Genomic DNA, 16,881 nt, shown 5'->3' on the forward strand with positions numbered 1-16,881 from the left:
CAGACGGACCTGTAGCCGGTGAACCCCTCTGTTGACCCTATATGGTAAAGTGGCGCACTTTTTCGAGGGGACATTCACTGTGTGGGAATTGGTCAAATCCGGCGGCTGGATGATGTTGCCGATCATTCTGAGCTCCATCGTCGCACTCGGCATCGTCGCCGAACGCCTGTGGACCCTGCGCGCCAGTCGCGTCACCCCCGAGCACTTGCTGGGGCAAGTCTGGGGCTGGATCAAGAACAAGCAGCTCGATAAGCAAAAACTCAAGGAGCTGCGTGCCAATTCGCCACTGGGTGAAATCCTCGCCGCCGGCCTGGCCAATTCCAAGCATGGTCGCGAGATCATGAAAGAGTGCATTGAAGAAGCGGCCGCCCGGGTTATCCATGAACTGGAGCGCTACATCAACGCCCTTGGCACTATCGCTGCCATGGCGCCGTTGCTGGGTTTGCTCGGCACGGTACTGGGCATGATCGATATCTTCAGTGCGTTCACGGGCTCGGGTATGACCACCAACGCGTCGGTGCTGGCCGGGGGCATTTCCAAGGCTTTGATCACCACCGCAGCGGGCTTGATGGTGGGGATCCCTTCGGTGTTCTTCCACCGTTTCCTGCAGCGGCGCATTGATGAGCTGGTGGTCGGCATGGAACAGGAAGCCATCAAGCTGGTAGAGGTGGTGCAGGGCGACCGTGATGTAGACCTGGTCGAGGGCAAAGCGTGAAATTTCGCCGCAAGCAACGGGAAAATGTCGATATCAACCTCGCGTCGTTGATCGACGTGGTGTTTATCCTGCTGCTGTTTTTTGTCGTGACCACCACCTTCACCCGCGAGACCCAGCTGCGTGTCGACTTGCCTGAAGCGGTAAGCGGCTCGCCTGCCGAAGACCAGCAGGTCAAGCAACTGGACATCGCCATCAGCGCCGAAGGGGTGTTTTCGGTGAATAACCAGTTGCTGGAGAAAAACGACCTTGCCAGCCTGATGGAGGCCTTGCAGAAGGAGTCCGGCGGCGACACCCAGTTGCCGCTGTCCATCAGCGCCGATGGCAAGACCCCGCATCAAGCGGTGATCACCGCCATGGACGCTGCCGGCAAGCTCGGTTTCAGCCATTTGCGCATGACCACCGTCGAGGCGGCGAGCCCGCCCTGATGGCCATGTCCGATCGCTTACTCAAGGCCTGGTACGAGGGCCACCCGGCACTGGCATTGTTGCGGCCGCTGGAATCGCTGTATCGCCGCGTGGTGCAACGTAAGCGTGCGCGCTTTGTGGCGGGCGAGGGCGAGATTTATCAAGCGCCGGTGCCGGTGGTCGTGGTGGGCAATATCACTGTAGGTGGCACCGGCAAGACGCCGTTGATCCTGTGGTTGATCGAGCACTGCCGCCGCAGCGGTTTGCGCGTGGGCGTGGTCAGTCGAGGCTACGGTGCCAAGCCGCCGCAGTTGCCGTGGCGGGTCGAGGCTGGCCATAGTGCCGAGGTGGCCGGTGATGAACCCTTGCTGATCGTGCAGCGCAGTGGCGTCCCTTTGATGATCGACCCCGATCGCAGTCGCGCGGTAAAGGCCCTGCTGGCCAGTGAGCCCCTGGACCTGATCCTCTCGGATGACGGCCTGCAGCATTACCGCCTGGCACGCGACCTTGAACTGGTGCTGATCGATGCCGCCCGCGGCCTCGGCAACCGCCGCTGCCTGCCTGCCGGGCCGTTGCGCGAACCAGTGGAGCGCCTGCACAGTGTGGATGCGGTGCTCTATAACGGTGCCGCCTCGGACCGTGAAGAGGGTTTTGCCTTCCGCCTGCAGCCCACAGCGCTGGTCAACCTGCACAGCGGCGAGCGCCAGCCGGTCACCTATTTCCCGCAGGGCCAGCAGGTGCATGCGGTGGCCGGCATAGGCAACCCGCAACGTTTCTTCAATACCCTTGAAACGCTACACTGGCAGCCGCTGCCCCATGCTTTTGCCGACCACGCGCCCTACAGCGCCGAGGTCTTGAGTTTTACCCCGTCATTGCCGCTGGTCATGACCGAAAAGGACGCGGTGAAGTGCCGCGCCTTTGCCCAGCCCGACTGGTGGTACCTTGCGGTGGATGCGGTACCGTCGCCGGCGTTCGTCGCCTGGTTCGACACGCAGCTGATGCGTCTGCTGCCCAACCGTCTCTTGCCTTAAAACGCTTCTTTCCAGGAAACACTCATGGACACCAAACTGCTCGATATCCTCGCTTGCCCGATCTGCAAAGGCCCGCTCAAGCTCAGCGCCGACAAAACCGAGCTGATCAGCAAAGGTGCCGGCCTGGCTTACCCCATCCGTGATGGCATCCCGGTCATGCTCGAAAGCGAAGCCCGTACCCTGACCACCGATGAGCGCCTGGATAAATGACCACCGCCTTTACCGTTGTGATTCCCTCGCGCTATGCCTCGACGCGCCTGCCGGGCAAACCGTTGCAAATGATCGGCGACAAGCCGATGGTCCAGCTGGTGTGGGAGCAAGCGTGCAAAAGTAGCGCCGAGCGCGTGGTAGTGGCCACCGATGACCCTCGTATTATCGAGGCGTGCAAAGGTTTTGGCGCCGAAGCGGTACTGACCCGCGAAGACCATAATTCCGGCACTGACCGCCTGGCCGAAGTGGCGACCAAGCTTGGCCTGGCACCCGACGCCATTGTGGTGAACGTGCAGGGTGACGAGCCGTTGATCCCGCCGAGCATCATTGACCAGGTCGCGGCCAACCTGGCTGCCGACGCCGAAGCGCGCATGGCGACCCTGGCCGAGCCGATCGAAGACCTTGAGACGCTGTTCAACCCGAGCGTGGTGAAGGTGGTCAGCGATATCAACGGCCTGGCCTTGACGTTCAGTCGCTCAGTGCTGCCCTGGGCACGGGATGCCTTCGCCAAGCACCCTGACGTGTTGCCGGAAGGTGTGCCGTATCGCCGCCACATCGGCATTTACGCCTACCGCGCCGGTTTCCTGCATGACTTCGTCAGCTGGGGCCCGTGCTGGCTGGAAAACACCGAGTCCCTTGAGCAACTGCGTGCGCTCTGGCACGGCGTGCGTATCCACGTGGGCGATGCCTTGGAAGCACCGCCAGCCGGTGTCGACACCCAGGAAGACCTCGAACGCGTCCGTCGCCTGCTGGGCGCCTGATGGAAGTTCTGTTTGTATGCCTGGGCAATATCTGCCGCTCGCCAACCGCTGAAGGCATCTTGCGCCATAAATTGCGCGAAGCCGGCTTGGCGGGCCAGGTTGAGGTGGCGTCTGCCGGTACCGGCGAATGGCATGTCGGCAACCCACCGGACCAGCGCAGCCAGCGTGCGGCGCTGGCGCGAGGTTATGATTTGTCGAGCCAGCGTGCCCAGCAGGTTTCCCGCGCGGACTTTGCCCGCTATGACCTGATCCTGGCCATGGACAGCAGCAACCTGCGCAACCTCAAGGCCATGCAGCCGGGGCAGGGCAAGGCAGAGCTGGATTTGTTCCTGCGTCGCTTTGCTGGCGAAGTGGACGAAGTGCCAGACCCTTACTATGAAGGTGAGCAAGGTTTCGAACGGGTCCTGGGCCTGATTGAACGCGCCTGTGATTTATTGGTGATCGAATTGAAGGGGCGGTTATGACCTTGCAAGTGCTTGCGCAGGTATCGCTCAAGCCATTCAACAGCTTTGGCATCGATGTGAACGCGCAATTGTTCGCCGAGGCCCACAGTGATGCTGACGTGCGCGAGGCCCTCGCCTATGCCGCCGCGCACGCGGTGCCGTTGCTGGTGATCGGTGGCGGCAGCAATTTACTGTTGACCCAGGATATTCCGGCGCTGGTGTTGCGTATGGCGACCCAGGGCATTCGCGTGCTGAGCGACGATGGCACGCACGTGGTGGTCGAAGCCGAAGCGGGCGAAGCCTGGCATCCGTTTGTACTGTGGACCCTTGAACACGGCTTCTGCGGCCTGGAAAACCTCAGCCTCATCCCCGGCACGGTCGGTGCGGCGCCGATGCAGAACATCGGTGCCTATGGCGTAGAAATCAAGGATGTCTTCGTCGGCCTCACCGCCCTGGACCGCCAGACGGGCGAGCTGCGGGATTTCAGCCTGGACGAATGCAACTTTGCCTACCGTGACAGCCTGTTCAAGCACGAAGTCGGGCGTTGGCTGATCCTGCGGGTGCGCTTTGCCCTTAGCCGCGCCACTCACCTGAAACTCGACTACGGCCCCGTGCAACAGCGCCTGACCGCGCAGGGCATCACCCACGCCACGCCAAGCGATGTGAGCCGCGCGATCTGCAGCATTCGCCGCGAGAAACTGCCAGACCCGGCGGAGCTGGGCAATGCGGGCAGCTTCTTCAAGAATCCGCTGGTACCTCAAGCCCTGGCTGTAGAGCTGCGAAGCCAGTACCCGGACCTGGTGGCCTACCCTCAGGCCGACGGCCAAATGAAACTCGCCGCCGGCTGGCTGATCGACAAGGCCGGTTGGAAGGGCTTCCGGGAGGGCGATGCGGGCGTGCATAAGCTGCAAGCGCTGGTGCTGGTCAATTACGGCACTGCCACCGGGCAGGAGATTGCCAGCCTGGCGCTAAGCATCCAGCAAGATATCTTCAAGCGCTTCAAGGTCGAGCTGGAAATGGAACCCAATCAGTACTGAGCTTTATCGGGCCTGAAAATGAAAATGCCCCGTATCTCGCGATACGGGGCATTTTTTATTGCGCTGGCTGATCAGTCATCGCGGCTCATGATGCCGAAGATCTGCAACAGGCTGATGAACAGGTTGTAGATCGACACATACAGGCTAATGGTCGCCATGATGTAGTTACGCTCACCGCCGTGGATGATGGCGCTGGTCTGGAACAGGATGCACACCGAGGAAAACAGCACAAAACCCGCGCTGATCGCCAGTTGCAGGCCGCTGATCTGGAAGAACATGCTGGCCACCACGGCCGCCAGCAACACGAAGAAACCTGCGGTGATGAAGCCACCCAGGAAGCTCATGTCCTTACGGCTGATCAGCACGTAGGCCGACAGACCACCAAACACCAGGGCCGTCATGGCAAATGCCGAACTGACCACTTCCGCACCGCCGGCCATGCCCAGGTAACGGTTAAGGATCGGGCCGAGGATAAAGCCCATGAAACCGGTCAAGGCAAACGCCGACACCAGGCCCCAGGCCGAGTCACGCAGCTTGTTGGTCAGGAAGAACAGACCGTAGAAGCCGATCAACACGACAAAGATATTCGGGTAACCGACGCGCATCTGCTGGGCCACGTAAGCCATCACGCCGCTGAATGCGAGGGTAAGGGCGAGCAAGCCGTAGGTGTTGCGCAACACGCGGCTGACTTCAAGCTGCTCAGCCTGCGCGTTGCCATTCACTGCGTAATTCTGTTCGCGCATGGCGACACTCCTTCAGTTTTGAAACGTTCAGTCGCAAAGATCATAACAGACGCCCTGTAACAAGCGATGCAGAGAGTTTGACAGTGTGTTTCATTCGGGTATTATGGCGCCCGCTGACACGGGATGGGCTACTATAATCCTGTGATGCACAAGGGAAATTGGCAGAGTGGTTGAATGCACCGGTCTTGAAAACCGGCGGACGTTAATAGCGTCTCCAGGGTTCGAATCCCTGGTTTCCCGCCAAGATTTACACGAAAGCCCCGCTATTGCGGGGCTTTTGCGTTTTCGGGGTTTGGATAGGCAGAGGCGGTTTCTGAGAGGGGTTCCGAAACTTACGGGTAATCGGGTCGGGGCGTTTGCCCTTGGCCCAGAACGGCGCCTATCCCCATTTAACTGCATCGATATGCAGCCCGTCCTCTGCGGTGTGCAGCAACTGAACCCGTGTCGACGGAGCGACGTTGTAGCGATCAATTGGCTGAGCGTCATAGCCGCTGAATAGCTCTATTTGGGGGCTCAGTTCTTCAATGAAGACCGCCATCCCTTCGTACTGCACAAATCGCCCGCACATACGCCTTCTCCGTCTGTCGAAATCCCCTACAGAAAAATTGACCGCAAGCGTCCTTCAAAGTTAACTGTACATTCGTACAGTATATGTAAAAGGCCGCATCATGAGCTTCACCATTCTAGGTCCTATCCCTGAGGCAGGCGCGAAGCTGCCTATGTGTTCGTTCCAGGTTCCGGCTGGCTTCCCTTCGCCGGCAGCGGACCATATTGAGCAGCACATCTCATTGGATGAGGTTCTGAATATCCGCGCACCGCATGTGTATCTGGTAGCAATCACCGGGGAAAGCATGCAAGGGATTGGTATCTTCGAAGGAGACCTCGCGGTGGTGGATCGTGCCATTGAGCCTGCTCATGGGCATGTTGTAGTGGCGCTGCTGAACAATGAACCCGTCTGCAAACGTCTATGTAAGCGCGGCCGGGAGGTGATCCTCCTGTCAGAGAACCCCAAATACCCGGCGCGTTATGTTCTCGAAGGGGATGAGCTATCAATCTGGGGCGTGATCACCAGCACAGTGCGCAGTCATGTCTAAATCGCCTGTATTCGCACTTGTCGACTGCAACCGTTTCTACGCTAGCTGTGAGCGCGTGTTTCGCCCGGACCTGGCGCGCGTCCCAATCGTAGTCTTGAGTAACAACGATGGCTGTGTCATTGCGCGTAGCTATGAAGCCTCTCCCTTCGTCAAAATGGGCGAACCGTATTTTCAGATTAAGTACAAGCTCAGAAAGCACGGGATTGTGGCCTTCTCGTCGAATTACGCGCTGTACGGGGATATGAGCCTGCGCGTCATGAGCGTGATTGAATCGCTGGTGCCGGCTGTTGAGGTGTACAGCATTGACGAGGCATTCGCCGATCTGACCGGTGTGGGTGGTTTAGATGCCTTAGGCCGGCAGATCCGCGCCCAAGTACTTCGCTGCACCGGCATACCTGTTGGTGTTGGTATCGCTTATACAAAGACCCTGGCGAAGCTGGCAAACCACACTGCGAAGCGCCTGCAATCGCAGACCGGTGGTGTGGTCAATATCACTGATCCGGTTAAGCGAGACTGGGTGCTGCGTAATACGGATGTGGCGGAGGTGTGGGGCGTTGGCCGAAAGATGAAACTTCACCTCGATACTATGGGAATCAAGTCTGCTATGGATTTGGCTAAGGCGGAACCATGGACGCTCCGTAAGAAGTTCAGCGTTGTGATCGAGAAGACGGCCAGGGAGCTGGGCGGCACGCCTTGCTTGGAGCTGGACGAGCCGGATCCGCCAAAGCAGGAGATCTGCTGCAGTCGAATGTTCGGCCAGCGGCTGACGGAGCTGCCGCCTATCAAAGAGGCGGTGGTCACCTACATGATGCGAGCTTCTGAGAAGCTTCGCGCCCAGAACTCGCTGTGCAAGAAGGTACGCGTGAGCATCCGTACCGGCATGTTCAATCCGGAAGAGGCGAAATACGCCAATGGTGTGGTGGTAGATATGCCTTACCCCACTGACGACGTGCGCCTGCTCATCCAGGCGGCGGTAGGTGCGCTTGATCGTGTATTTCGACCAGGCTTCAATTATAGCAAGGCAGAGGTAATGCTGCTCGACCTATGCCAGCCTGGTGAGTACATCGATGACCTGTTCGCTAAATCGCAGCCGGCAGAGGCAACGCGGGTGATGACAGTGTTGGACCAAATCAACGAACGGTGGGGTAGAGGGACACTGCGATCAGCCAGTGTACCTACCAATCCCCAATGGGGTATGAGGCGCGAGATGATGAGTCAGAACTACACAACTAAGCTTGATCAGCTTTGGAAGGTTTCATGTGTGTGATTGGGAGGCGTCGGGCCAAGTGGTTTGTTTGCTAGCGAACCTACGATGTATTTGTCACTGAGAGGCAATGAACTCAAAGAAATTCTGTTGGTTGCCTGATTCAACACTCTCCTGCCATCGCTTATCCCACGTCACCAGTGCGGGGTCGCGAAGTAAGCCAGGATTACGAAGGTGTCCGCTATTAACTAAAAACTTCAGTTCGACGGCGGTCGCTAGCTCCTTCAAAAAAGAAAGCCGAAGCCCCGTTTTTGGTCGAATTCCTTGATGTATGAGTATGTCGGAGTGTTCCTGTTCGGTCCTCTTTCCAGGTAGGGTATGGAGCTTGCCGGTATTTTCAATACGAAATCTTTTACCTTGCTTTATTTCCCTTAAATTTATCCGGTCGCTGGTAAGAAAATAAATGTTCTCTTCGGCATTCGCTAGCATCAGGATGTTGATCTGATCCATGTCGTGCTGTTCGGTAATTTGGATTGTCTGTTCGCGTCTGCCACCAACTTTATAGATGCTGGCGTCATAGAACAATATCGATATTTCTGGGGAAATCGGGAAGAAAATTTGTAGTCCTTTAGACGCTGTACCTATTCCTTGGTGAGAGTGGCATCCTTCCAAAGCTTGATTGTAGAACACCACGGGATTATCAGATGTTATAAATTCTGTCCCTTTTTTCGCGAGAAGCAATTTACATGACAAGTCCAGGGCAAAGTGTAGCGAATGGTTCGCAGCTCTCAATGCATGGATTGCTGGTTCATTAACCTTAATAGTGATCTTGTCAAAAATATCTTCTGGGACGTCGGGTCTATATGAAATAAATTTTTTAGCCATTGCTACAAGCATTTCATTGATTGCTCTGGCAGCATAAAGAGTCCGACTGCGTTGATAGATCACGAACATTAGAAAATTTACGAAGTCATTGCTTTCAGCTTGAGGTGGTTTCAGCTCTCTTCGAATTTTTCGGAATAGTTTAGCTGCTTGGTTTTCAACCAGTCCAAGAGCTTTTTCCAGTTTGTCTTCCTCGCCGTAAAGATAATCGCGATAGCATTGGGATTTTAGTTTTCCCTCACGAATAACAATGTCTCTGCTCAAGTTGTATAAATTTATTGTCTTTTCGTTAGATGAAAAGTTTTTAAGATATACCCTCGGGACGTAATGGTGTTTTTTATTGGCTGGCATTGATGAGGGCCGCTCCCTGGTTCTTGGCACGTGTGAGGTGCTAGCGTACCAAATGCAGGGTGGCTGTAGGCTCGGATTAAAGAGTTTTAGGGGTGTATAGATTAAAGATCGTAGGGGCACCCGCAGGAAACAAAGCGAGCTCGAGCATATCTGGGGCAAAAATGGGGCAAACCATACGCCATTCTATGCCATCTAATGCCCATTATGCACTTATGCAACCTGCCTTAAGCGGGCGTCGCAACCCGCGAGCACGGGCCTATCCCCTAAAATTCTCCACATACTCCTACACAATCGGGGTGTGAGCGATGCGACGTAGCGAGAGGCTGCTTACGACTCAAAGCAGTCGTAATCCAGCTTTCGAGTTATGGCTTGAACGGATCGATCCAGCCAGGCCGAAGTCCTGCCTCGTATTCTTGGCGTACGTAGTCGAGCGACTCTGCGCATCCCATTTCCGCCTCGATAGCGCCTATGCATGCCCAGCAATCCCCGCCGGTATTGCCTGATAGGGGATCTTCCGGATTGTCGAGTAGGCGTGCGCAGATCGTGCAGTGTTGCGGCTTTTTGCTGTTTGTCATAACACTCTTCCGATACGTTCCGTCTTAGCATCTGGCCTGTTACCCCGAGGAGCAGCAACGGCCAAAAGCAGCTCCTCAATTCAGGGCCGCTTTCGTCCGAAAAACACCATTCAGAAATGTTTGAAAGAGGACGCGCAGGCACCTACCTCAAGGACGATGCAGTCCTGTCGCATCTCGCCAGTACAAGGTTTGTTCGAACTGAAAGCTAATAAGAAAGAAGGCCGAACACGATTGAAATATGGACTGAGCGATTTTATCCAAATCTTCCATAGCCGACTCCCCCTCTGGTTCGGGCCCTTTTATTCTGATGGTGCAACGCACCGCGACAGGGAAGGCGATACCCATTGTATTCTCAGCATAAATCGTAGGGTCATCGAGTACGTCTTTGGTACTCAATTTAAGTCCCGAGTTAAATTCAGCGTATAGCCCATTTCCTGCGACCTCTATTTCCCAGGCACCAGCATTCGCAAGTGCTTTGCTCAGCGTCGAAATTGTGAGCGTATTATCAGCTTCCAAGCATAGATCAAGACTCATGAATCCTCCCTTTTCCTTGGCTTCACACTTGCACCAAAATTTCTGAATGCGATCTTCTCGACAGTGTATTTGGCTAGCGGTTTGAATGTCTGCTTCTGGCCGTTTGCTGCTCGTCACGACAGGCAGCAAACGGCCAAAAGCGGCCATTGCGATGATGCAGTACGATGCACGCATACCGTTAGTATCATAGGGGCTAATCAATGCAATTCCATGGTTTCGTGTTCGGGCATATCGAGGTTGAGATTCACGGCCGTGCATACGATCTGCATAACTTCTATCAAGCCAGCGCCATTAATTACGACATCGTGGATCGGTCGGTTGTACTTAGCTTTACTCGACGGAGTGACGCTGGGGTGCCGCCTGAAGAAGCACGCAAGATTACTATCAGCTTCCATGAGGTTGACTACTTTTCAGCGAGTGGCCGGGATGGAAACCCGGTTGACAGTGACGGTAATGTTCTTCATTCGATTGGGGCGGTGGAGTCCAGTGCTGAGACACAAACCTTCTACCTCACAGATAACATCCAACCAGATCATCACCTTGTCATGCGCTTCGAGTCTGGTCTGACATTACGAGTACAGGCCGCTGAAGCACGGTGCGAAATCGTTTGCTGAGCGGCACATAACTAGGGCCCTCGACGTCTGATGTGGGTCGATTGTAGCCGTTCGAGAAAGACCGGAACCGACCCATTGCAGACGTTCTCGAACGCCCAGGCGCGCATTCCCAGTAAGCGGAGCGAATGACTTGAGTCGCCTGTCAGGAGCTGAGATAGTCGAATAGCTTCTGCAGAAAAACATCGCCCGCCACTGAGTCTGATAGCAAATAATGCCCAGACCAATTGTCCCAGCCAGCTGCGAGGCTGAACTCAGCACATTGGAAATTCTGGTGAATTTTTTCATCAACGCCTATGACAGATGAACCCAATCGTTTGAATCCTCGGCGTTTGATCAGGTTTTCAGCTAGCGAAAGCCAACAAGCGTCTGACAACTCGTTGAAACTGAGTGTCAGATGTCCATTGGCTGCCGTGTCGAGAGTTGGGTTCATCTATTGCCGTCTAAGGTTTGACGCGAAGGGAATGCACAAACGTGGCTGCGGGGGCATTGTTTGGGTGCCTGATCAAGTTTGAGACAGTTTTATTGCGTTGGCGAGCTGTTGGGCGTTGTTGCGCAACTCAATGAATTTTTCGTTTAGCTCGACATGACCTGGATTCCAAGAAAGGACGCCATCGACATAGCTTTGACCAAGAATGAGATCATTTAATGAGCCCATTCCGCCATAGGCTGACAGTAGATACTCAATCCCAGAGTAATCAGAATCCAGCAATAGTGCCCTTGCCTTACGCATCCAAAAGCTCCAGCGGGTGGCTCCATCGCTTTCGAGCACGATTGCAAGCTGATCAAGAATGCAGATCAACTCTTCAGTTTTCGGTCCCATTTCTCGACATCGTCCAAAGTGAAACGCGGCATGGGCGGGATGATCCGCTGTTGAGTGTTTCTCGCCCGCTAGCAACATAAGCTACTGTTTCGCCATTAGGGTGTCCACGGGCTGCGTTTGGCCGATTGCTGCCTGCGAACACCTTACTCTGCTCGCGTTATGCCATTTATACAACCTGATGTAGACGGGCATTAGAGGCAGCAACCACGAGCTTACCCCTCATCCCCTACACAGTTGGGTTTGAATTTAAGCTCTGGCAACTGGGCTGCAGTTTAAAAATTAGTACGTATATCTATCTTGTGAGTTTCAATGTATTCAATAAGTGTGCGATAGGCTCTAAGGAGAGATGCTCGATTTGCCCAATTATTTTCTTCATCTGCGACCATTGGTGTAATAAAAGATCCATATTCTCTTATGAACATGTCTCCATGTTCCAGACATATTTTGGTGTGTTCCCAGTCCATACCAAAAACTGCTGAGAAGCTTGCCAAGAAGTCAGATACTAGCATGTTAAGTTCGTCGTGCGCTTTGAAACCACCGGTTTTCTGTATGGCTAAAGCTCTGGTTATATCAAGAATTTCTTCAAGTAGGTCTCTTTCATCGCGAGGCTTAGTTTGAGTGGGTGTGTTTTCCTGGCTTGCTTTAAGTATTTCGTGAATCTGCTGCTCAAGATCTGGCCAGAACTGGTCAAAGACATGGCTTAGGATATTTTCGACCAGAACGTTCCCTTCGTTAGATTTGTTTAAGTTAAAAATTAGCTTTCTAATGTCGGATTTGTTGAATAGGGTTGTTTGGAATTGAGTTAATGGGCCATATAAGTCGCTTGTTTCCATTCCGAACAGAATTGGACAGACTAAAGAGTTCCCGACCTGTTTGGATATTGCGCCAGCCTCAAACATCAGCCACTGGCTGTTTATATTTTCCGGGGTTACGCAAAAAATACCTGCTGAGGACGACTCAAGCTCTCCTGCTATATCAGTGGACCATCGCATGCCTTTATCAATATCTGATGGCGTGTAATAAGGCTTGACAGTTTGCAGCACCATTGGTAGCCAGTTTCTGAATGCTTCGCCAATTCGTCTACTGGTATCCCCGGACCAACTAATAAAAATTTTCATTTGCGACTACCCTTGAGTGAAATTTTTCTACTTTAACGCTTCCCCATTCCCTCTGTCACCGCATTGGTTTACGGAACACGCCATGTCGTCGACTGTTTTCGGTTGCAGGTGCGTTGCCAGTGGGCATTGGGCTGATCTCAGAGCGAGGGCTCTCCTATCAAAAAAGAAGGAGTGGTTATACCGTGAAGTTGAGTCGTCATTCCAGGCGTTGCGAATACGATTCAGGCGCTATTTTCAGTTGCCGCGCCAGCCAATAGCGGAGAGACCGTGTGCAATGGCACTCAATAATTTGCGATTGAGTAAATCCGATGTGATGATGGCGATCTGGCTTCTATGTGTCCCTCGGACTTGGCGAAAAGGCCCGCAGTATGAAAAAACAGGTGGCCGCCTCGGTCGTTTATCTCGATGGAAAAATCCTTATCTCTCGTCGGGCTCCAGGGCAGAGCCTTGCGGGCATGTGGGAGTTCCCTGGTGGAAAAGTTGAGCAGGGGGAAACTCCTCAAGAATGCATCGTCCGAGAGTTAGATGAGGAGCTATGCGTTGCTTCTGTCGCAGGCGAAATTCTCATTACCACGACCTATAGCTACCCCGGCGGCACCATCGAGCTAATCGCCATTTTGGTCGAACTGAAATCTACGCAGTTCACCTTACAGGTCCATGACTTATATGAGTGGGTGGGGCCTTACGAACTGCTGAGCTACGACTTAGCTCCTGCCGATATCCCCATTGCCGAAGAGATCATCCGACAATATGGTTAATTTTGCTCCCCCTGCGCCAGGTGCCAACCTCAACAACGACGATCTGATTCTACATTTTCTCTGCAGTCCTCAAGGAGGAATGCGCCGGTCGAATCGGACCAACACCCTTGTTATTGTCTCCAATCACGTGGCGTCAATTTATGACGATCGCTGGGTTGATGATGTGCTGCATTACACAGGCATGGGGCAAATTGGAAGCCAGTCGTTGGAGTTCAACCAAAACAGGACGTTGAATGAGTCGGGTTTCAATGGCATTAGCGTTCATTTGTTCGAGGTTTTTACGGCCAAGACCTATACCTATATCGGTGAGGTGCTTCTGGCTGACAAGCCTTACCAGGAGATGCAGCTGGATGTAGAAGATCAAGAACGTTTCGTTTGGATCTTCCCACTGCGCTTAAAGTCGGGTGTTCCGCCGGCAATTCCAGACACCACGCTGAAACAACTGAGCCAGCTCAAAGAAAAGAGGGCTCGTAAATTGAGTGACGGCGAGGTTGAGGTTCTTGCTCGGCGGCAGGGTCGAGTCAATGTGGGAAAGCGCAATACCAGAGTTACGCAGTATCAACGCTCACCCTGGGTCGCAGAGCATGCAAAGCGCAGGTCAAAGGGGCAGTGTGATTTATGCCAGGAAGCTGCACCATTCAATAGGAGGGATGGCGCTCCCTATCTCGAGACGCACCACATTGAATGGCTCGTACACGGTGGAGCCGATACGGTGGAAAATACTGTAGCGCTTTGCCCTAATTGTCATAGAAAAATGCACGTCCTAGATGACCAGGCAGATAGAAAGCTTTTGGTAGCACGGTTGAACGCTCACTAATACAGGTGCGGTTTATGGAAGAAGAAATCAGTTTTGATCATGGCGGAGTTACGTACACCAGCAGCTACTACGTGGAAGGAGATGAGCTGATTGTTTACCTTCCTGATGGTAGTCACCGGGCTACTACTCTGCGTGGCCTGGCCCCTGAAACGGCCGCATTGACTCATTTACGAGCGTTTGTGCTGCACTCGAAGAAAGGATCGGTTTAAAAGATAACCACTTAGGCATGGATACGGCATCCATCGGCGAAGACGACAAATGGCAGTTTTATTTTTGTGAACTGGGGTTAGCCTATCGATACCTTTCCTCTGAAAGGTATTCGCTATGGCCTCTCGATCTACAAGCAACAACGCAAAAATGGCCGCCGCCATTAAATGGTCGGTCGACGACGCAAGTCAGTTTGTGGTTGAGATCGTTGCAAAGTCTGATCGGTCTGGGTACTGGCTTCATATTCACCAGGATATGCCTGGGCGTATGCCATTGAAGCCACGCTACCTGGGTGACGAGTGGGTGGTTGGAACCGGCCCAATCAACTTTGATACGGCGTGAAACCGGTAAGCGGGGGGCGACGATTTCATCGTCAGAGCCTCCGCAGGTTCTGTTCAAGCTGCAAGCGCCGGGTGGGAGCAAAAACAGTTCCCAAACTAAAATCGCGCCCCTTGCAGAATAAGGCTTGTAGATTGGTAGCTAACTGCGAGTTATGGAACGCTGTCCGCCTTCAACACACCGGCCCGCTTGAGTTTACATATCGGTCTTGAAAACCGGCGGACGTTAATAGCGTCTCCAGGGTTCGAATCCCTGGTTTCCCGCCAAGATTTACACGAAAGCCTCGCGAAAGCGGGGCTTTTGCGTTTCTGGGGTCTGGGTGTGCTGATAATCAAACAAATGCTGTTTGTCGCATTCATACCTTTCAAAGACGAACCGCCATTCGTCTAACATCCGGCACTCTTCATCCGTTGCTACCTCTCAATCTTAAGCACGGATATCCCGAGCGATAAACGGAGAGAGCCAGCATGGAAATCAACGAAAAAGCCCCAGGCAACATTTCCCAGCAAGCGGTTACCCGGGGCACCGATAACGAGACAGGGCATGACCCTCGGCGCGATGAGGACAATGTCCCGCTGCCGCCGGACGACGAGGCACCGCTTGAGGAAGACATGTCGGATGTAGACGCGGCCGATTCCGTAGCAAGTGAACATCCCGACACCTGAAGGCGTTCAGGCAAACGAGCCCGGCCCTGTGCCGTAATGCGGTTGTAGGAGCGAGCTTGCTCGCGAAAAACGTCAACGATAACGCGTGTTTCTTGATTGAACGCGGCGCCTGTGAGTTTTTCGCGAGCAAGCTCGCTCCTACAGAGTGGGCGCTTGATGGCTCGGGTAGCGTGGTCTCGTTCACCTCGTTGCTGTAGTCCTATGCTGATCCGACCCGCACCGCTGCACTTTTTTGCATTTTGCTGATCTACCCCTGTCCCAGCCACCCGACTCCTGCGCGTGGCCCACAGATCAGACACGGTGCCGATGGATCGAACGTCAACTGTTTCCACCTCCCGATGGCCGCTGCTGCTTGTTGCGGTTTTCGCGCTCTGCGCAACAGGCTGCAGCCAACAACAGGGCCGCGATATCGCCAGGCAGTTCAGCGATGGCAAGCCCGATGAGTTCTTCCAGACCAGCGTCGACCGCATGGCCACCTTGGGCATGCGTGACAACCTGCAAAGCCTCTACTTGCTGATGAGCAAGCTCTACCTGCGCAACCCCAACCAATGGCGTCAATCGGGCTATCCGGATGCGGTGACCGCCGCCCGGCAAATCCGCAAGGCCATCGAAAATCGGCAACCCTTGCCCGCACTGGGTGACCGGCGTGACCTGGCTGCCCTGAGCTATTCCCTGAGCCCCGACTTTCGCGGCGACCGCGTCGGCGCGTTCATCTATGCGATTGGCAGCATGCTCGTGACCGCCCACGGCGGGCGCACGCAGTTTTATGTGACCGACTCGATCAACCCGCAGTTTGTCAGCAATGCCGCGCGCAATATCGAAAAGGCCACCTGGCTGCTCAGCCAGCGTCAGGATGCCAATGGCGTGTTGCTGTTGTTTTCCAATGAAATATCGGAGGAGGGCAGTAACCTCAGTTTTGCTGTTGAGTTCGGCAAGATCGTCGCGCGTTTGGACCTGCTGACCCAAATCCTCGATGAGCGTTACCGACGTATCGGCCTCAATTACGCACAAAGCTTGTTGCTGATGAATTTCCTGCCGGTGCAGTGAGGCCCGTCGCATCGACCAATCAGTGCGGTGTTTCCCTTTCCGCTGTAGGAAGCGGCCTATCTTGCCTCCTGTGGCTTGAAACGCTTGCCTGCGGGCAATAGCCTCGGATTTTTCTTAAACACGAGGCCCTACCTTGGGTAAACGAAAAACGGTTTGGCCCACGGATCGCGAAATACGCTTGCGGTTTATCCTCTATGCGGTGATCGACGCCGCGACGGCCCAGGGCGTGTCTGCCGAGTTATTGCTGCCGGCGCATAAGTTATTGCGTGACTCGCCCACGGAAGCCCAGTTGCGCGACACCTTGGGGGAGATTCTCGCCACTGACGAAATGTATGGCTTTCGCTTTGCGCCGGGGTCGGATGCAGATGATCTGCTGCGGGCATTGGCAACTACCGATGGCTAAATGATTCATCCCTGTTTTTGATACGCCCCTGTCCGTCATTAAGGAGTGACTCGACGGGCGTGCCTGCCTTCCCATCACTGTTCGCGTGGTGGGCTTGGCCCGGCACGTT

22 protein-coding genes and 1 tRNA gene are annotated in these 16,881 nt (G+C 54.4%); 17 read left to right on the forward strand and 6 right to left on the reverse strand.

Annotated features, from left to right (window positions below; all coding sequences use genetic code 11):
- Window positions 1-79: 79 nt before the first annotated feature.
- Genes CRN80_RS21510 through murB form a run of 7 tightly spaced genes read left to right on the forward strand, consistent with a single transcriptional unit; the run spans window position 80 to window position 4,601 of the window.
- Window positions 80-715 carry a MotA/TolQ/ExbB proton channel family protein gene (locus CRN80_RS21510; RefSeq protein ID WP_003192043.1) on the forward strand — a complete coding sequence of 212 codons (636 nt, stop codon included), beginning with the start codon at window positions 80-82 and terminating at the stop codon, window positions 713-715.
- On the forward strand, window positions 712-1,140 hold the full coding sequence (locus CRN80_RS21515) for a biopolymer transporter ExbD (protein ID WP_014718877.1): 429 nt from the start codon (window positions 712-714) through the stop codon (window positions 1,138-1,140). The genes CRN80_RS21510 and CRN80_RS21515 overlap by 4 nt, the downstream gene beginning before the upstream one ends.
- Complete coding sequence (gene lpxK / locus CRN80_RS21520; RefSeq protein ID WP_098951027.1) at window positions 1,140-2,150, forward strand: tetraacyldisaccharide 4'-kinase; 1,011 nt, start codon at window positions 1,140-1,142, stop codon at window positions 2,148-2,150. The genes CRN80_RS21515 and lpxK overlap by 1 nt, the downstream gene beginning before the upstream one ends.
- 24 nt (window positions 2,151-2,174) lie before the next feature.
- Window positions 2,175-2,360, forward strand: a complete 186-nt coding sequence (locus tag CRN80_RS21525; RefSeq protein WP_003174668.1) for a Trm112 family protein — start codon at window positions 2,175-2,177, stop codon at window positions 2,358-2,360.
- Entirely contained in the window at window positions 2,357-3,121 is a 765-nt protein-coding gene (gene kdsB, locus CRN80_RS21530) for a 3-deoxy-manno-octulosonate cytidylyltransferase (RefSeq protein ID WP_056783729.1), read from the forward strand. The genes CRN80_RS21525 and kdsB overlap by 4 nt, the downstream gene beginning before the upstream one ends.
- Window positions 3,121-3,585 (forward strand): low molecular weight protein-tyrosine-phosphatase, encoded by a 465-nt coding sequence (locus tag CRN80_RS21535; protein WP_098951028.1) that lies wholly within the window; start codon window positions 3,121-3,123, stop codon window positions 3,583-3,585. Before kdsB ends, CRN80_RS21535 begins: the two co-directional genes overlap by 1 nt.
- Window positions 3,582-4,601: a UDP-N-acetylmuramate dehydrogenase gene (gene murB, locus CRN80_RS21540; protein WP_098951030.1), complete on the forward strand. Its 1,020-nt coding sequence runs from the start codon at window positions 3,582-3,584 to the stop codon at window positions 4,599-4,601. The genes CRN80_RS21535 and murB overlap by 4 nt, the downstream gene beginning before the upstream one ends.
- 71 nt (window positions 4,602-4,672) lie before the next feature.
- Here the strand turns inward: murB and CRN80_RS21545 are convergent, their stop codons facing one another.
- Window positions 4,673-5,344: a Bax inhibitor-1/YccA family protein gene (locus tag CRN80_RS21545; protein ID WP_003192030.1), complete on the reverse strand. Its 672-nt coding sequence runs from the start codon at window positions 5,342-5,344 to the stop codon at window positions 4,673-4,675.
- 152 nt (window positions 5,345-5,496) lie between these two features.
- Here CRN80_RS21545 and CRN80_RS21550 point away from each other — a divergent pair.
- From CRN80_RS21550 to umuC, 3 genes are all read left to right on the forward strand, one after another.
- Window positions 5,497-5,587 (forward strand) — tRNA-Ser (locus CRN80_RS21550).
- A gap of 425 nt (window positions 5,588-6,012) precedes the next feature.
- The gene (locus CRN80_RS21560) at window positions 6,013-6,438 is read left to right on the forward strand and encodes a LexA family transcriptional regulator (RefSeq protein WP_098951032.1); all 426 of its coding nucleotides are present in this window, start codon (window positions 6,013-6,015) and stop codon (window positions 6,436-6,438) included.
- A complete protein-coding gene (umuC, locus tag CRN80_RS21565) occupies window positions 6,431-7,705 on the forward strand; it encodes a translesion error-prone DNA polymerase V subunit UmuC (RefSeq protein WP_098951034.1) in 1,275 nt (424 codons plus the stop codon). Before CRN80_RS21560 ends, umuC begins: the two co-directional genes overlap by 8 nt.
- Window positions 7,706-7,759: 54 nt before the next feature.
- Here umuC and CRN80_RS21570 read toward each other — a convergent pair whose 3' ends face one another.
- On the reverse strand, window positions 7,760-8,875 hold the full coding sequence (locus tag CRN80_RS21570) for a DUF4238 domain-containing protein (protein WP_098951036.1): 1,116 nt from the start codon (window positions 8,873-8,875) through the stop codon (window positions 7,760-7,762).
- Between the two features lie 722 nt (window positions 8,876-9,597).
- Window positions 9,598-10,158, reverse strand: coding sequence for a hypothetical protein (locus CRN80_RS21580; RefSeq protein ID WP_256588528.1), 561 nt, complete (start codon window positions 10,156-10,158; stop codon window positions 9,598-9,600).
- 26 nt (window positions 10,159-10,184) lie between these two features.
- On the opposite strand from CRN80_RS21580, the gene CRN80_RS21585 reads away from it, so the two are divergent.
- The gene (locus tag CRN80_RS21585; RefSeq protein WP_098951038.1) at window positions 10,185-10,598 is read left to right on the forward strand and encodes a hypothetical protein; all 414 of its coding nucleotides are present in this window, start codon (window positions 10,185-10,187) and stop codon (window positions 10,596-10,598) included.
- A gap of 142 nt (window positions 10,599-10,740) precedes the next feature.
- Here CRN80_RS21585 and CRN80_RS30925 read toward each other — a convergent pair whose 3' ends face one another.
- The 3 genes from CRN80_RS30925 to CRN80_RS21595 all read right to left on the reverse strand — a co-directional run bounded on the left by CRN80_RS30925 (window position 10,741) and on the right by CRN80_RS21595 (window position 12,536).
- Complete coding sequence (locus CRN80_RS30925; protein WP_138183560.1) at window positions 10,741-11,028, reverse strand: hypothetical protein; 288 nt, start codon at window positions 11,026-11,028, stop codon at window positions 10,741-10,743.
- A 72-nt stretch (window positions 11,029-11,100) separates the two neighbouring features.
- The gene (locus CRN80_RS21590; RefSeq protein WP_098951040.1) at window positions 11,101-11,418 is read right to left on the reverse strand and encodes a hypothetical protein; all 318 of its coding nucleotides are present in this window, start codon (window positions 11,416-11,418) and stop codon (window positions 11,101-11,103) included.
- A 272-nt stretch (window positions 11,419-11,690) separates the two neighbouring features.
- Entirely contained in the window at window positions 11,691-12,536 is an 846-nt protein-coding gene (locus CRN80_RS21595; RefSeq protein WP_098951042.1) for a TIR domain-containing protein, read from the reverse strand.
- Window positions 12,537-12,904: 368 nt separating this feature from the next.
- Between CRN80_RS21595 and mutT the strand changes: the two genes are divergently transcribed.
- The 6 genes from mutT (at window position 12,905) to CRN80_RS21625 (ending at window position 16,772) form a co-directional block, all read left to right on the forward strand.
- Window positions 12,905-13,294, forward strand: a complete 390-nt coding sequence (gene mutT, locus CRN80_RS21600; RefSeq protein ID WP_098951043.1) for an 8-oxo-dGTP diphosphatase MutT — start codon at window positions 12,905-12,907, stop codon at window positions 13,292-13,294.
- Window positions 13,287-14,111, forward strand: coding sequence for an HNH endonuclease (locus CRN80_RS21605; protein WP_256588530.1), 825 nt, complete (start codon window positions 13,287-13,289; stop codon window positions 14,109-14,111). Before mutT ends, CRN80_RS21605 begins: the two co-directional genes overlap by 8 nt.
- 14 nt (window positions 14,112-14,125) lie before the next feature.
- Window positions 14,126-14,320, forward strand: coding sequence for a hypothetical protein (locus tag CRN80_RS30930; protein ID WP_138183561.1), 195 nt, complete (start codon window positions 14,126-14,128; stop codon window positions 14,318-14,320).
- Between the two features lie 804 nt (window positions 14,321-15,124).
- Entirely contained in the window at window positions 15,125-15,322 is a 198-nt protein-coding gene (locus CRN80_RS21615) for a hypothetical protein (RefSeq protein WP_032896718.1), read from the forward strand.
- A 306-nt stretch (window positions 15,323-15,628) separates the two neighbouring features.
- Window positions 15,629-16,369 (forward strand): hypothetical protein, encoded by a 741-nt coding sequence (locus CRN80_RS21620; protein ID WP_098951049.1) that lies wholly within the window; start codon window positions 15,629-15,631, stop codon window positions 16,367-16,369.
- Window positions 16,370-16,502: 133 nt separating this feature from the next.
- Window positions 16,503-16,772, forward strand: a complete 270-nt coding sequence (locus CRN80_RS21625; protein ID WP_032896723.1) for a hypothetical protein — start codon at window positions 16,503-16,505, stop codon at window positions 16,770-16,772.
- The last annotated feature ends 109 nt before the right edge of the window (window positions 16,773-16,881 follow it).

It is taken from the genome of Pseudomonas sp. FDAARGOS_380, from assembly GCF_002591235.1.
Lineage (GTDB): Bacteria > Pseudomonadota > Gammaproteobacteria > Pseudomonadales > Pseudomonadaceae > Aquipseudomonas > Aquipseudomonas salmasensis.

Bases quoted from the DNA above. Each gene is read 5' to 3' on its own strand.
- lpxK (WP_098951027.1), top strand. From the start codon at position 1,140: ATGGCCATGTCCGATCGCTTACTCAAGGCCTGGTACGAGGGCCACCCG.
- CRN80_RS21525 (WP_003174668.1), top strand. From the start codon at position 2,175: ATGGACACCAAACTGCTCGATATCCTCGCTTGCCCGATCTGCAAAGGC.
- kdsB (WP_056783729.1), top strand. From the start codon at position 2,357: ATGACCACCGCCTTTACCGTTGTGATTCCCTCGCGCTATGCCTCGACG.
- CRN80_RS21535 (WP_098951028.1), top strand. From the start codon at position 3,121: ATGGAAGTTCTGTTTGTATGCCTGGGCAATATCTGCCGCTCGCCAACC.
- murB (WP_098951030.1), top strand. From the start codon at position 3,582: ATGACCTTGCAAGTGCTTGCGCAGGTATCGCTCAAGCCATTCAACAGC.
- CRN80_RS21545 (WP_003192030.1), bottom strand. From the start codon at position 5,344: ATGCGCGAACAGAATTACGCAGTGAATGGCAACGCGCAGGCTGAGCAG.
- CRN80_RS21560 (WP_098951032.1), top strand. From the start codon at position 6,013: ATGAGCTTCACCATTCTAGGTCCTATCCCTGAGGCAGGCGCGAAGCTG.
- umuC (WP_098951034.1), top strand. From the start codon at position 6,431: ATGTCTAAATCGCCTGTATTCGCACTTGTCGACTGCAACCGTTTCTAC.
- CRN80_RS21570 (WP_098951036.1), bottom strand. From the start codon at position 8,875: ATGCCAGCCAATAAAAAACACCATTACGTCCCGAGGGTATATCTTAAA.
- CRN80_RS21580 (WP_256588528.1), bottom strand. From the start codon at position 10,158: ATGCGTGCATCGTACTGCATCATCGCAATGGCCGCTTTTGGCCGTTTG.
- CRN80_RS21585 (WP_098951038.1), top strand. From the start codon at position 10,185: ATGCAATTCCATGGTTTCGTGTTCGGGCATATCGAGGTTGAGATTCAC.
- CRN80_RS30925 (WP_138183560.1), bottom strand. From the start codon at position 11,028: ATGAACCCAACTCTCGACACGGCAGCCAATGGACATCTGACACTCAGT.
- CRN80_RS21590 (WP_098951040.1), bottom strand. From the start codon at position 11,418: ATGGGACCGAAAACTGAAGAGTTGATCTGCATTCTTGATCAGCTTGCA.
- CRN80_RS21595 (WP_098951042.1), bottom strand. From the start codon at position 12,536: ATGAAAATTTTTATTAGTTGGTCCGGGGATACCAGTAGACGAATTGGC.
- mutT (WP_098951043.1), top strand. From the start codon at position 12,905: ATGAAAAAACAGGTGGCCGCCTCGGTCGTTTATCTCGATGGAAAAATC.
- CRN80_RS21605 (WP_256588530.1), top strand. From the start codon at position 13,287: ATGGTTAATTTTGCTCCCCCTGCGCCAGGTGCCAACCTCAACAACGAC.
- CRN80_RS30930 (WP_138183561.1), top strand. From the start codon at position 14,126: ATGGAAGAAGAAATCAGTTTTGATCATGGCGGAGTTACGTACACCAGC.
- CRN80_RS21615 (WP_032896718.1), top strand. From the start codon at position 15,125: ATGGAAATCAACGAAAAAGCCCCAGGCAACATTTCCCAGCAAGCGGTT.
- CRN80_RS21620 (WP_098951049.1), top strand. From the start codon at position 15,629: ATGGATCGAACGTCAACTGTTTCCACCTCCCGATGGCCGCTGCTGCTT.